Below are 14742 nucleotides of genomic sequence, written 5' to 3'. Positions count from 1 at the left end.
TTTTCTGTAGAAGCCGCCGGTTTTCCGGTTCTTGCTGTTGCGGGCAAAATGCCCGTCGTCGTTTTCCCTTACGCCTCTCCTTCGGCCTCGGATGGCTGATCGAGATGGTCCATAGAGGTCTGGCGGATAAGCCGTTCCTGCAATGTCAGAAGGTGGTTGCGCATCGCCTCGCCCGCCTTGCCGGGGTCATGCGCGGCAATGGCGTCGATGATCTCGGCATGCTGGTCGCGGCTCTCCTTCAGCGTACGGTCGGCGCGACGCGCCCGTTCACGCACCGCCTGCCAGAGTGGATCCTGGCGCACACGGTTCACGACATCGAAAAGCGACAAAAAAAGCTGGTTGCCCGCACTCTGGGCGATCAGCCGATGGAGCGAGCCGTCCCACAGCTCGCGCCAGTCGGCGTCGGTCCGCTCGTAGATCTTGGCGCAGGTTTCACGCATGCGCGTAATGTCAGCGGGCTTGGCCCGCATCGCGGCGAGCTGCGCCAGCTGCGGTTCCAGCCGCAGGCGAACCTCCATGATTTCCATGAAATTGGTTCCAGCCACCAGGCTGGCTGCGTGGTCGCTCCAGCTATCCGGTCGTTGTCCCAGAAACGTGCCGGCTCCCTGCTTGCGCCAGATCAGCCCTTCAGCCTCCAGAACCTCGAAAGCGCGGCGAATTTCACGCCTTCCGACACCAAGACGCTCCGAAAGCGTTCTTTCGGTCGGCAGCTTGCCGTCACGCCCAAAGGCGCTGACGGCAATCAGTTCACGCAGGCGTTCCAGCGCGTAGTTGGAATTTTCAGATCGATCGATTGCCGAAGTTTCGCTCAATGGTCCGAACCAATTTGATATTGGTTCAATGAAATCTGAATCCCAGCAGCCGTCAAGCACATAATTGCGTCATGAGCGATTTTTGTGCATTTCCACAAACTACGGCCAGACATTGCAGCTCACGCGGAAGTCTTCGGCTTGCTGTTTTCTGTGACGGATGCCAATCCGTTGACACATCCTCGTGGCGGAGAAGCCCGCGTAAAAAATCTCGTTCTTTCCTGGCAATTCTGGGCGCTGTTATCTGCAGCGTTTGCGGCGCTAACGGCCATTTTCGCAAAGATCGGCGTCGAAAACGTGGATCTTCCTCGTGCTTTCCGGCCTTGCGACCGGCGCATCGTGGATATGTTATTTCCGCGCGCTGAAGATCGGCGACGCGGCACGGGTTGCGCCCATCGACAAGCTCAGCGTCGTGTTCGTTGCGGTGTTCGCTGTGATGTTTCCGGGAGAAAGGCTATCGTTGCCGAACTGGCTCGGCATCGTGCTGATCGCCTGCGGCGCGGTGCTGGTCGCCTACAGGGCATAAAAGCCCGGCCGGATCACCCGGCCGGGAATATAAGCGGGACCGTCAGCCGCGCGCAGCGGCAACCTTGTCCAGACCGCGCTTGACGCCTGCAAACAGTTCATCGAGCTGCTCGGCCGTGATGATGATGGGCGGGCAGAAGCAGATGGCCTCGCCGATGGGTCGGGTGATGACGCCTTCCTCTTCGATGGCCGCGGCGATGGCCAGCGTCGTATCGCCCGGCTTCGTTCCTTCCCATGGCTTGATTTCCAGTGCGCCGAGAAGGCCGACGCCGCGCGAGGAATGCACCAGCGGATGATCGGCGAGAACCTTCAGATGCTCGAGGAATTTCGCCTCGAGCCGGGCGACGTTGCCCACAAGATCACGTTCCTGAATGATCTTCAGATTTTCGAGCCCCACCGCCGTCGCGACCGGATGACCGGATGCCGTATAGCCATGGCCGAAGGAGCCGATACGATCAGACTCGTCGGCGATCGGCTGGTAGAAACTGTCGTTCATGATGATGGCCGAAAGCGGCATGTAGGACGAGGATATCTGCTTGGAAACCACCAGCACATCCGGCTTGATGCCATAGGTTTCGCAGGCGAACATCTTGCCCGTTCGGCCGAAGCCGCAGATCACCTCATCCACCACTAGAAGAATGTCGTATTTCTTCAGGATCGCCTGCACACCCGCCCAGTAGCCCTCCGGCGGCAGGAGAACACCGCCAGCGCCCATCACAGGCTCACCCCAGAAAGCGGCGACATTCTCCGGGCCTTCCGAGAGAATCAGGTCTTCCAGCTCCTTCAGTATCCTGGCTGTGAACTCTGCCTCACTTTCCCCGTCCTTGCCGAAATGCACATAGGAGGGGCAGGCCGTGTGGATCATCCGGTCCAGCGGCAGGTCGAAGCTCTCATGGTTGCGCGGCAGGCCGGTGATCGAGGCCGAGGCAATCGTCACGCCATGGTAGCCCTTGATGCGGCCGATGATCTTCTTTTTGGTCTTCTTGCCGAGCGCATTGGCACGGTACCACACCATCTTGGCGACCAGATCGTTCGCCTCGGAACCTGAGGAGGTAAAGTGCACCTTCGACATGGGAACGGGCGCAATCTTTATCAGCATTTCCGCCAGATCGACGGACGGACCGTGCGTCTTGTAGGAGAAGGTATGGTAGTAGGGCAGTTTCTGCATCTGCCTGGTTGCCGCGTCCACCAGCCGCTGTTCGCCGAAACCGAGCGCGACGGACCACAGGCCCGCCATCGCCTCGATATAACGTTTGCCGCTGCTGTCGGTAACGTAGATGCCTTCACCGCTTTCGATGACAAGCCCGCCGGTTTTTTCGAATTTCCGCAGATTGACGTTCGGATGCATCTGGTAGGCGATATCGCGCCCTTCGACGGAATTCGGCAGGATTGTCATCGGTAAAAGCTCCGTTTCGCTTGAATGAACCATGGAGAGCGGACGTCAGACGTGCTGGCCGCCATTGATGTGGATTTCGGCACCGTTGATGTAGCTCGACTGCTCCGAACACAGGAAATAGATGGTCTGGGCAACCTCCGCCGTCGTACCGAGCCGTCCCATAGGCACCTGCGCCTCGACCAGCTCCGCGGTACCGGGCGAGAGGATCGCAGTGTCGATTTCGCCCGGCGCAATCGCGTTGGCGCGCACGCCGCGCGGACCGAACTCATGCGCCAGTTCCCGAGTCAGTGCGGCGAGCGCTGCCTTCGATGTGGCATAGGCGACCCCTGCAAAGGGGTGCACCCGTGAGCCGACGATGGAGGTGACATTAACGATGGAGCCTCTCGCCGCTTCCAGTTCCGGCAACAGCGCGCGCGCCAGAAGCGCCGTCGAGACGACATTGACGTTCAGCACGCGCGTCCAGATGTCAGCTGTCGTCGCCATGACGCCGAGACGGCTTCCACCCTCACCCTTCGGTGAAATCCCGGCATTGTTGACCAGAGCCGCAAGCTTGCCGTCCGGCAGGCGCGCGCGAACCTGAGCGGCGAGATCGTCGATTGCGGAGATATCTTCGAGATCCGCCTGAATGTGGCTTTCACGCGCCGCGGGCCAGCGGCATTCCTCCGAAAAGGGCTGCCGCGAGACGGTCAGGATGCGCCAACCCTTTTCCTGGAACAGCTTGACGGTGGCGTGTCCTATTCCCCGGCTGGCGCCGGTCAGAAGCATATAGGGAACAGCCATTTCGAGAACTCCTGTGCCACGCGGCTCCATCAGAACCGGCATTCGCACGTCATGTTAGAGCCTCGAAGACGGCTGACAAGAGGTTTTTATTCCGGCGGCACAAACTGCGCGCAGATGACGGGCTAATCCCATTTGATGTCCCGCTTTCATCCGAAGGGAATATTTGAGGCTCGCCGTTTGTTCATAGAATGGGGTCGCCCGATTTTGTCACTTGTATTGGGAGGGGACAGTGCGCATCGACATCATCGATACCGAGAGCGGTTTTAACGCAATTCGGGAAAACTGGGACCAGGTGTTCATGGCGGACCCTCATGCCCAGCATTTTCTCTCCTGGTACTGGCTGGAAGACTACATGCTGCGCCGCAAGCGCTGGTTCGTTCTGGCGCTGCGAGAGCGACCGGAAGGATCGCCGTACGTGGCCTTCATGCCGCTGCGTGTACTGACTGAACCCGACAATAAAACGGGCCGATATCACGACACCATCGTCATGGCGGGAAATGCGGCGGCGGATTATGCCGGTTTCATCACCCTGCCGGAATACGAGGATCACGCCGTTGCCGGTTTCTGCTCCTACCTTAAACAGCAGAACTGGACGGACCTGAAACTCGATTACATCCCCGGTCCGCCGGAACGGCGACAGGCGATGATCCAAGCGCTTCAGGGGCCACTCGTCATGTTTCGCGACAGCACGCCGACGAACGCCTACAACATCGACAACAGCATCTGCCCCGTCGTCACCCTGCCGGATAACTTCGACACCTATCTCGACACCAGCATGAGCAGCCAGACGCGCCAGAAGCTGCGGCGGTTTCTCAGAAAGATCGAAGGCGATGACGAATACAGCATCACCTTCGCAACGAAGGAAACCATCAAACGCGATCTGGATATCCTGTTTCACTTCTGGCGGATCCGCTGGGCGCCATACAAGGGCAAGGAGCGTACCGACCTTCTCATCGGGGCGACCCGGCAGATGCTGATGGATTGCTTCCATCGAGGCAATCTCGAGGTACCCGTGCTCTGGTTCGGTGAGCGGCCGCTCGGCGCGCTCGCCAATATCATCGACCGGCAAAAGCTCGCGGTGCTGTTCTACATCACCGGCCGTGACGAGGAGTGGAAGACGCCTTCGCCTGGTCTTGTGCTGCATGGCCACTGCATTCGCCGCGCCATCGAGAACGGCCTCAAGACCTATGACTTCCTGCGCGGAAACGAACCGTACAAATATTTCTTTGGCCCGCAGGAGCGCCAGCTGTCGTGCACCCATTTCCGCACGAGGTCAGGTGAAAACCTCGGCGACCGGCTGCATCCGCGCAGCATACGCTTCGTCTACGAGGAAGCCTTGCGGCTCTACAAATCCGGCGCCAGGGCCAAGGCCAACATCGCCTTCTCCCAGGTCGTCCAGGCCGCTCCCGACCATGGTGGGGCACAGTTCGGTCTTGCAAAACTGATGTTCGACCGATGCGATTTCCGGGGAGCCGAAATCGCCTTCCTGTCGCTTCTGGCAAGCAGCGACGATCCAGTCATGCTATGGCTTCGGATCGGCGAGACGCGGCTCGCGCAGAGCCATTACAACGAGGCGGCGGAAGCCTTCCGGCAGGTCATCAACCGCGCACCCTTCCATCGTGAGGCGCTTTACAAATGCGCCGTCGCCCTGATTGCCGCTGGAAGAAAGGTTGAGGGCGCTGAAATCCTTGACCGGCTCCAGCATTACCACTCGGACGATGCGGCCAATCTCGAATATGCGGAAAAGGCCCGCGCCGCTCTGGCCCGTCTGGATATCAGCCAGACGGCCACCCCGGTTCCAGCAGAGCTTATCGCGATGACGGAAAAGCCGAAACGATCCGGCAAGCGCTGGCAGGCACCAAAGATTTTGCATTGAGAAAAATGCCCTGTAAGGTCCGGAAAACGCGGCGCATGAACGCTGCTTTGATCTTCTGGAAACCCGCAAGGCATTCTGATGTTTTTGACCAACAAGGACCTGATCGATCTCGTGGATCTGCGTCGCGAACTGCACCGCTATCCTGAAATTTCCGGCGAAGAGAAGGAAACGGCGCAACGAATACAGCGTTTTCTGGAGAGGGCAAAACCGGATCGGGTTCTCACCGCCCTTGGCGGTCATGGCGTGGCGGCGGTCTATGAAAGCGGCAGGGAGGGTCCCTCAATCCTCATCCGGTCCGAACTGGATGCCTTGCCGATCGAAGAGAAAACCGGGGTCGCATACACCTCCACCATCAGTGGTCGCGGCCATCTGTGCGGCCATGACGGGCATTCGACAATTCTCACTGCACTGGCCCTTGGCCTGTCCCGCAACCCGCCGGAAACCGGCCGGGTGATCCTGCTTTTCCAGCCGGCTGAAGAAACCGGCGCGGGCGCTGCCGCCGTTCTGGCCGATCCACGTTTCAGCGAAATGCGGCCGGATTTCTCCTTCTCGCTGCACAATCTGCCGGGTCTGCCGCTCGGCCATGTCAGCCTGATCGAAGGGCCGGTCAACTGTGCATCGAGAGGGCTCAAGATCAGGCTCTCGGGCAAAACCGCCCACGCCTCGATGCCGGAGCACGGGATTTCTCCGATGCGGGCGATTTCCGAGCTTATGCCGGCCCTCACCGGCCTCGGCTCAGGTCATCCACCGCAGCCGGATTTCTCCATGGTCACGATTACCCATGCATCGATGGGTGAGGCAGCCTTCGGCATTGCACCCGCAGACGCCGAAATATGGGCGACGCTGCGCACCCTGACGGACGATCGCATGGCGCAGCTTTGTGCCGACGCCGAGGCACTTGCCACCCGCGTTGCATTGAAAGAAAATCTTTCTCTTGAAATGGCTTACGACGATATCTTCCTGCATTGCGAAAATGCGTCGGAAGCCGTCGCCCATCTCATCCGGGCGCTGGATGATGAAAAGATCAGCCGCGGCACGGAAGAATTACCGATGCGTGGCTCGGAGGATTTCGGACGCTTCCGCTCCGTTTCTTCTTCCGCCATGTTCTTCCTCGGCGCGGGCCGCAATTCCGCCAGCCTTCACAATCCCGACTATGATTTCCCCGACGAGCTGATCGGCATCGGCGCACGTATCTTCATGCGCACGATCCGGAACCTGACGGACAAGCAATAGTTTCGGCTTCAGGCAATTCCAGCAAAACGGGTAGCGCCGGGGCAATGCAATTGCGGCACCGGAGTTGCTTCAACCGCCACCAGCCGGGCCACGGCTCGGATTGGCGGCGCGCACCGCAGCCAGCCCCCGAATAGCGTCCTTGTTGCCGGTCGATGCCACGCTTTCAAAGATCTGGGATGCCTCCGCATAGCGGTTCATGGCAAGATAGGAATACCCGCGTATGACCATTAGGTCGCTGCGCTCATCGACAAGACGCGCGCGCTGGTCGAGAAGCAGAAGCGCCTCCGCATAACGGCGCGACTGGAACGCCGCGAGTGCCCGGTCCGTCAGGATAGCAACCTGAAGCTCCGTAGCCTTGGAATGATCGAGCGTCGACTTCGTCGCTGAAACAGCGGCGTTGTCGGTCAGCCCCATGCGCAGATAAGCAAGGCTCTGGCCGTAAGCGGCATCGCTACGAACCGTCGACTGGCCGCCAGCGATCGCGGATTCGAACGCTTTGAGTGCTTCGGCCGGTCTGTTCGCTTCCATCAGGCACCAGCCGAGATCGAGCGCCTGCTGAGGCGGCAATCGCTGCGGATCCGGATACACGGCGCAGGAGCGCGGACGCGATGCCTGCGAGGCAACACGAACCTGCTTGCGAGCAGGTGCGGGCGCGCTCTGAACGGCAGCAGGGGGTGCATAAGTGACAGCAACGTCGTTTTGCGGCGCGGTCTTAACGGGAACCATAGTCTGCATCGGGGCCTGTACCTGCTGGGAGACCTGCTGCTGCGGAACCACAAGCTGGGGAGCGGACTGATCCACCATGCGGGCCGTGCCGACATCCGCAATGCGCTGCGAGCGGCCAGCCCATTGCTGCTGCAGGTTTCTGAGCGCCGCAAGGTTGCGCATGTCGTGATAACTCAACGCCAGACCATAGGCGGATGGCTCGTCGTCCGGCTTCCAGCCAAGCGCCGTCGAGAACCATTGCAGGGCAAGCGGCGTCTGACGGAAGGCGCGGGAATACCAGCCGAACTGCTGCGCGGTCGCATCATCCTTCTGCTCCACGGTTTCGGTGGCGATGCGTTGCAGAACGTCCGGCGACAGAACGACCGGCGGGTCCAGCGCCAGCAGATTGGCGGTCGCGGCAAGATAGGTCGCACGCGCATCCTCGGAAGAACCGCGCCACTTATACATCACGTCTTCGGCTTCGCGCGGTTCGTTGCGGTCAATCAGCGTCAGCGCCAGACCTTGCGAGGCAGGCGCACTGTCTTCCTCCTCCCTGGCTTGACGGAACCATTTTTCGGCCTCGGGCAGTTTCTTCTGGCCGATATTGTACCAGCCGAGCAGCAACGCATCACTGGCAAGCTTGTCCGTTTCGGCAAGGCGCTCAAGCCGCATGAGATAGGCGGAAGGCACGGTGACTGGCGGCGCCGTCTCTCCGGTTTTCGCCTGCACGCTCTCACCGGCTTTGGCCACGAACTGCCGGGCAAGATCGTTCTTGATCGGCTCGAACTCCAGCTGCCCGTCAGCCCCGGCCCTCTCGGTCGCGAGAAGGTCGCTCATCATGTCCATCGGCAGCAGCGTCGATGCCTTCTGGACGGTGGCGAGACGGTCGCTGCCGGTCGTGCAGTTGTTCAGGATGTAGAGATAGGCGTCGCGAGCCCGATCAGTCCGTTCCGTGCTGGCGAAGGCTTCCGCCACACGCCATAGGACATCGACTTCCCCGCATGTCAGAAGGCCCGGGTTGCTCGCAGCGGTATCGACCACCACCGCATATTGCCTGAGATCTGAGGCATTGACGAGCCGCTGGCGCGCTTCGGCAAGTACCAGCATGTCGCTCAGATTGGCGGGCGGCTGCCAGCCGGGCTCGGCCTGCTGCCGGTCGGCTATGGCCTTTCGCACTTCCGCATAACGGCCATTGGCGTAGAGCTGCCACAGGGCGTCCAGCTGTGCATCGCCATTGTCCGGGATCGCCAGCGGATCGGAGGGCGGCGTCCAGTTCGGATAGAGAATGCGAAGGCGGGCGATTTCTGCCTGCAGGCGCTGCGTATCGCCTCTCGCCGCGAAATAACGCAGGGCGCTGAGATCGACATCGGGGTTTTGCCTGGCGGGGGCTGGCTGACCAGCCTGCGCCTGCACTGGCTGCGTCACCGCTTGCTGGGGTTCAACCTGCTGCGCTTGCTGCGGCGTCGTTGCAGGCACGGTCACGGGCGGCGTGGCCTGCGCCATCTCACGGTTCTTGAGGAACGAGCTTATCTGCGCCGGATTGGCCGCCACGGAGGACGTACGCTGCCCCGCACCGCCATCACTGACAGCCCCCGTCGTGTGTACATCCGAAACCCGGCCCAGAATCTCGTCACGCCAGTGGAAAGCCGCCAGAGCGACCAGAAGCAGGATCAGAGCCAAAGTAGAAAGGGGCTTGTTCATCGGCACGCCCCGTTTTTCGTCGCCATATACGACAGTGCCAGAAGATGCAGCGTCGATGGATAATAGAGTGTCGGCTGAAATCCGGTCAGGTCCACGGGCACGGCAGGTCCGCCGCCCGCGCAGGCCGCAAGCGCCGAAATGACGCGATAGCCCGGATCGGACAGGGTGTCCTTCACATCACCGCTTTTCAGATCGAACGTTCCCGCTGCTCCGTCCTCCAGTGTCATACCCTTTCCGAGCCTTGCCAGCAGCTCCGGAGAGCCTTCCTTTGCCCGTACGAGATATAACGGGATTCGCACGGCGTTATAACCGAATTCGGCCGGGAATCCTTTCGCGGGCTGCGGCTTTGTCTTCACGGAAACCCAGTCGGCAGGCAGCTTGCGCGGCCCGAACGCAAAGGCATCGATCTGAGCGACACCCTCGTCCGTCAGTTCCTGCCACAGCGGCGAAGGCGACACGAGGTTCAGGACGGGGAATGCCTCGAAGATCAGATAGGACGGGTTGACGACCGGGGCATCGCCACGGTCGGCTGTGTGGAAGCCGCTGACGGCCGGCAGAAGCAACGTCTTTCCGCCATGGCGCACCACGGCGTTTTTCAGGATGGCGGACGCCATCGCCGCAGATGCCTGAGCATAATCAACCCGGTTCCACTGCGCGGCCGCGAGTGCCAGGGCATAGGCGATCAGAATGTCGCCATCGGTGGCATTGTTGATGTCGCTGACATGCGGCTTTGCCTCGGGATCCCACTTCCAGGCCGAAAGCCCGTCGTTGCGAACGAGCAGCTCCGTTCGGGTGAAACTCCATATCAGCTCGAAATCGGCCATGCTGTCCGAGAGAACGGCAAGCCACATGCCGTAGCCCTGTCCCTCGCTATGGCTGATGTTGCCGTTGCCCGTATCAATGATCCGTCCGCCCGGATCAAGGAAAGCGCCCTTGTAGGCAGCCCATGCCTGCGGATCGATCGACGCGGCCCTGGCCACGCTGGCAACGGACGTCAGCACGACCAGAGACATGCACAGAAAACCCGCCAATTTCGAAAGAATGGCTTTCATCATCGCCTCCGGCCCATCAGACGCAGCATGGCGAAAGTGGCAAGGCCGAGGATCGACACGAAGCCGATGAATGCAAGCGAATAGGACAGGACGTTGGAGGACAGCCAGTTGGCGGCGATAAGCCTCCAGTTCCACACGGAGAACGGCTGGCGGATGTCCAGATGCGGGCGCTCCACCTCGACGATATCGATTTTGTCTGCGGTCCCGTCATAGGCGGCAACGCGGCCGGAAACCTGACGCCAGCGATCCTCATGGGTCATGGCCGACATGCCTTCGCGAAGCTCCGTCGCCGTCGGCGCCGTCGCCAGCGTCCAGACCCCTTCACCGGAGGGGCTCAGCCCCTGCGCCAGCATGAACGACACGTTGTCGGGCGGTGAATAGGATTGCTCCGCCGACGGCAGGAAACGCAGGGTATCAGAGCTGAGGTCGAAATTCCGCTTCAGCCATTCCTCGAAGGAGGAAACCTGCCCCTGCCAGACGCCACCATCGACGCGCTCGCGCCATTCGTCGAACAGCACGTTCTTGTTCTGCGCCGGAGCCTGAACGGCGGTTCCGGTCTTCCATGCGACCTGACTTGTCGGTGTCAGGTTGAACTGGCTTATCAGCGCCTGCGGCAGTTGCGAGATCATGCCGACGAACAGCGCATCGCGGTCGCCGATCACCAGCGGCGATGCCACCGTCTCAAGCTCGATGGGGCGGCCGGATGCAATGGCAATCCGGCTGATAAGCGTGGCGGCCGCAGAGAGGGTGTCGGCATCGAAACGGTCCAGCGCCACGGCAACCGGCGTTTCGCCGCGCGGATAGGGTCTTCCCGTACCAGCCATCGCCCCCAGATCGGGCTTGCGGCCAATCCGGGCAAAATCGGGAATATGCAGTTCCGAAGTATCGAACAGTGCGAAACGTGGCGTGGAACTCGTCGGCGCTCCCGGCGCGCATGCCTGATCTTCCGCCGTCATCAGCACGGCTTCCAGCGTGATCCTGTTCGGTCCCGGCTGGAAATGCCGCATCGTCACCTTGATCGGAAGATGACGGAAGATGCCGCCACCATTGTTCGAGATCGGCACGGTGGAGGCAATGTTGCCGTTGACGTAGATATCGATGTGACTGCCCGGCAGAACCTTCGAAGAATAGGCCGCGTCCAGAAGCAGCGACGCCTCGCCGTAAGCCGACGCATAGAAATCGGCAGGCATTCCGACATAGAAGTCGGTGCGGAAACGACGCCCGGCAAACTCGCTGCTTTGCAAACCGAGCTGTGACAGCGCGATACGGCGATCCGAGAGCACCAGCGGCACATCCGGCGCATGCCATGCTTTCGTGGACAGTGTTGCACGCGCGGTTCCCGGAGCACGCGCCATCGACGTGAACAGCGTCTCGATTGCCGCCTCGACAGACTGGACCGTCGGCCCGCTGACGAGCAGAGGCGAGAGATTGCCCGCAACGCCATCCTCGAAACCGGCATATGCGGCCGTCGAAGCCTCCGGCGGCAGGTTTCCGGCTAGGCCTGCGAGTTCCCGCGTCGTTCCGACGAGGACAACCAGCGTTCCGGCTTTCCGCTCTGCGGGCAGCGTCGTTACGATCCGGATGTTCTGGTTCGGCATCTGGGTTCTCAGCGCCAGAGCCTGCGACAGACGCAGCAGCGAACTTGCGAGTGCAGGATTGGCAAGGCCGGGAGCAACGATCTCTATCAAAGTCGTCGCAGCGGCATCCACTCCCGTCGCCTGGATATCGTCCAGATTGACGAAACGGCCACCGACATTCGCATTGAAGCCAATATAGGTCTGCGCCGGATCGATTTCGGTCCAGAGGTCGTACGTCGACTGGATCGTGCAGTCGGTCCGATGACGCTGCTCGGCGCCCAGCGTCAGAACGTTCGAGCCGGCTTGCAAGATGCCCTGCGGAATTTTCAGGGAAACGGTTCCCTCAACGTCAGGCGCCTCGATCCGCGCCGCCTCCAGCGGCACATTGTTCAGGCTGACCTGCAGGCTCGAGCTTTCCGGCGCAACGACCACGGCATTCTGGTAGCCGATGTTGAGCGAAACGGCAGCCTGCGCCTGTTCCGGCGTGAGATAGAAACTCCATTGCCGGCGATCCATCTCGCCCGAAAGGGTGAGTTTCTCGTATGGCAATACATAACGACGGTTTTCGCCGCCCTGCATGGAAGCAGCCCTGACCGGTGGCGTCACAGCAACCGAAGCGGGAGCCGGTGCCTGAACGGGTTGCGGCGGCGCTGTCGGAACCGCGACCGGAGGCGGAGCGACTTGCGGTGTCTGGGGCAGAACCGGGATCGGGATCGGTACCGGAGCGGGTGCAGGCGCCTTCGTCGCTCCGGCTGGCCGCTCCCGCGACATGTCGAACGGCGTGGACTGCGCAATCGCGCCGCTTGCGGCAAGGCTCCAGAGCAGTCCGGCAGTGAGGTGCCGTTTCATCATTTGGCAGCTCCAGCCGGTTTGGCCTCTGCCGGTGCTTCCGGCTTCATGGCGCGCATGAAATAATACAGGCCGCGCTGCGTCTGGAACAGCGCGATGGCGAGAAAGATCGCCGTTCCACGGATGAGGCCGGGATTTTTCCGGCGAACGCGCTGGAATTCGCTCCATTGCTCGGAATTGGCAAAGATCAGATCGGCAATCAACCGGTGATCCACGGCACGCTGCGGCGAGAAGGTACAGCCGATGGAGACGTACCCCTCTCCCTTCACCGTGCGGACGATGTTGATGGGCATTGTCTCGGGCACGCCATCGCTGTGCGGTTTGACGCGGATGATGCCCGGCGTTCCCTTCTCGACCGAACTCAGAGCGCTGTCGAAAAGATTGACGAGCATGCCGTGAACCGAAACGTTCTCGACCGAGGCCGGCACCCAGCTTGCGCCGTCATCGAGGCTGATTTCGCAGCGGCGCTTGACGGTGATACGCCTGGAGGCGGACTTTTCACCACGTTCGGACACGACACCGAGCGCGCAACCGGCGAAGATGAGATTGAGAAGGTTCCAGCCCCCAACGACAAGCGTCACGTCCGCCTTGTAGGGCTCGCTGTAGATGCGCCAGATCGCAAACAGCATGGCGATCAGCAGAACGCCGAAGATGACGAAGAACGGACGGCTGATTTCCGAAAGCCGCGCCGTGGCGATGGACTCATCCTTCGCCGTGACCTTGAAGGTGGGCTTTCCGGGATTGAAGATCACCGACACGACGGCGGGCAACAGATGGACCGTCTGCACATATTCGTAAAGCTCGGAAATCCACGGCCAGCGGAAACTGCCGTACAGGTAGTTCTGCATCATCAGGTTCACCAGCATGTAGGCCGCCGTATAGGCGAGGAACTCGCCACCCGATGCCACGAAGATCTGCAGATCGAAGAACAGATAGAAAAGCGGCGCGAACAGGAAGATCGTGCGCGGAAACGGGAAAAGCCAGAACAGCGTCGAGGACATGTAGCACAGTCGCTGTGTGAGCGAGAGGCCACGGCGGAAAAGCGGCTGGCGGAAGATGAGGATCTGCATCATGCCCTGCGCCCAGCGGCTGCGCTGGCCGATGAAGCTTGCGAAGGTCGCAGGCTGCAGTCCGGCGATCAGCGGTTTGTCGACATAAACGCTATTCCAGCCGCGTGAATGCAGAGCGAGCGCCGTCTCGCAGTCCTCTGTGATGCTGACGCCGCTGAAACCGTCTGTATCCCGCAGCGCCTCACGACGCAGCACCGCGGCGGAACCGCAGAAAAACGCTCCGTTCCACTTATCCAGGCCACGCTGGATGATGCCGTAGAACATCTCGTTCTCGCTCGGCATCGTTTCGAAGGTGCGCAGATTGCGCTCGATGGGATCGGGATTGACGAAGAAATGCGGCGTCTGCACGAGAAAGAGGCGCGGATCTTCCTCGAAATAACCAACCGTCTCAAGCAGGAAGTCCCTTGCCGGCGCGTGGTCGGCATCGAACACCGTGATAAGCTCGCCGGTCGAATGCTCCAGTCCGTTGTTGAGGTTACCCGCCTTGGCGTGAACGTTGCGCTCGCGTGTCAGGTAACGCACGTCCAGATCCGCACAGAGCTTCTGCAGCTCCTCATGGCGGCGCTGCGCGGCCTGCGCATCGGGAATGCTGGCTGCATTGCGCTTCTGCACGGTGCCGCCGTCATCCAGCAGCCAGACGGTGAACCTGTCAGCCGGATAATCCATATTCTTGGCAGCGGCCAGCGTGTTGGCCAGAAGCTCGGCGTCCTCGTTGTAGGTCGGCACGAAAACATCGACCGTCGGGCGGTAATCGGCGGACCCCGGCCGTGTCTTGCGGGATGGCAGCGGCATCGAGACAATGACAAGGCTCAGGCCGAGCATCATCACGCTATACATTTCCGCCAGATAGAGCAGGAAGCCGGGTATGAAATTTTCCAGCTGATTGACGGGCGGCAGGGTGCTTGTCGTGCGCCAGTAGACGTAACGCAGGACAACCGCCGTGCCGAAACCGAGCGCGATCAGCCGCCAGGCACCCTGTCCGTTGAACGACTTTATCGTTGCGAGAAGAACAAGCGAGATCGCCGTCGCGACCAGATGCGTCTGGAGGCTGACCGGCATCGTGATGATGGCCAGAACGCAAAGCGACACGAGCAACCAGACAATGATCGTAATGGCCTTGTTCATCCAGAAACTTTCCGCTCGTTTCCATGACCGATATGCCGGTCCGG

9 protein-coding genes and 1 pseudogene are annotated in these 14742 nt (G+C 60.9%); 3 read left to right on the top strand and 7 right to left on the bottom strand.

Annotated features, from left to right (window positions below; all coding sequences use genetic code 11):
• Positions 1-68 precede the first annotated feature (68 nt).
• Entirely contained in the window at positions 69-812 is a 744-nt protein-coding gene (locus N7578_RS08650; protein ID WP_311109862.1) for an FCD domain-containing protein, read from the bottom strand.
• A 168-nt stretch (positions 813-980) separates the two neighbouring features.
• Between N7578_RS08650 and N7578_RS08645 the strand changes: the two are divergent.
• A pseudogene (locus tag N7578_RS08645) lies at positions 981-1335 on the top strand (EamA family transporter).
• A gap of 42 nt (positions 1336-1377) precedes the next feature.
• On the opposite strand, the gene N7578_RS08640 reads toward N7578_RS08645, so the two are convergent.
• Entirely contained in the window at positions 1378-2730 is a 1353-nt protein-coding gene (locus tag N7578_RS08640) for an aspartate aminotransferase family protein (RefSeq protein WP_311109861.1), read from the bottom strand.
• A gap of 45 nt (positions 2731-2775) precedes the next feature.
• Positions 2776-3510 carry an SDR family oxidoreductase gene (locus N7578_RS08635; RefSeq protein WP_311109860.1) on the bottom strand — a complete coding sequence of 245 codons (735 nt, stop codon included), beginning with the start codon at positions 3508-3510 and terminating at the stop codon, positions 2776-2778.
• 229 nt (positions 3511-3739) lie between these two features.
• Between N7578_RS08635 and N7578_RS08630 the strand changes: the two genes are divergently transcribed.
• The gene (locus tag N7578_RS08630) at positions 3740-5386 is read left to right on the top strand and encodes a GNAT family N-acetyltransferase (protein ID WP_311109859.1); all 1647 of its coding nucleotides are present in this window, start codon (positions 3740-3742) and stop codon (positions 5384-5386) included.
• A 78-nt stretch (positions 5387-5464) separates the two neighbouring features.
• Positions 5465-6619: an amidohydrolase gene (locus N7578_RS08625; RefSeq protein ID WP_311109858.1), complete on the top strand. Its 1155-nt coding sequence runs from the start codon at positions 5465-5467 to the stop codon at positions 6617-6619.
• Positions 6620-6688: 69 nt separating this feature from the next.
• On the opposite strand, the gene N7578_RS08620 is transcribed toward N7578_RS08625, so the two are convergent.
• Genes N7578_RS08620 through bcsA form a run of 4 tightly spaced genes read right to left on the bottom strand, consistent with a single transcriptional unit; the run spans position 6689 to position 14698 of the window.
• Positions 6689-9025 carry a cellulose synthase gene (locus N7578_RS08620; RefSeq protein WP_311109857.1) on the bottom strand — a complete coding sequence of 779 codons (2337 nt, stop codon included), beginning with the start codon at positions 9023-9025 and terminating at the stop codon, positions 6689-6691.
• Positions 9022-10077, bottom strand: coding sequence for a glycosyl hydrolase family 8 (locus tag N7578_RS08615; RefSeq protein ID WP_311109856.1), 1056 nt, complete (start codon positions 10075-10077; stop codon positions 9022-9024). Before N7578_RS08615 ends, N7578_RS08620 begins: the two co-directional genes overlap by 4 nt.
• Entirely contained in the window at positions 10077-12503 is a 2427-nt protein-coding gene (locus N7578_RS08610) for a cellulose biosynthesis cyclic di-GMP-binding regulatory protein BcsB (protein WP_311110094.1), read from the bottom strand. Before N7578_RS08610 ends, N7578_RS08615 begins: the two co-directional genes overlap by 1 nt.
• On the bottom strand, positions 12503-14698 hold the full coding sequence (gene bcsA / locus N7578_RS08605; protein WP_311109855.1) for a UDP-forming cellulose synthase catalytic subunit: 2196 nt from the start codon (positions 14696-14698) through the stop codon (positions 12503-12505). The genes N7578_RS08610 and bcsA overlap by 1 nt, the downstream gene beginning before the upstream one ends.
• Positions 14699-14742: the final 44 nt, after the last annotated feature.

It is taken from the genome of Agrobacterium tumefaciens (assembly GCF_031801495.1).
Classification (GTDB): Bacteria; Pseudomonadota; Alphaproteobacteria; order Rhizobiales; family Rhizobiaceae; genus Agrobacterium; species Agrobacterium tumefaciens_K.
This window is presented reverse-complemented; position numbering and strand designations above follow the sequence as displayed.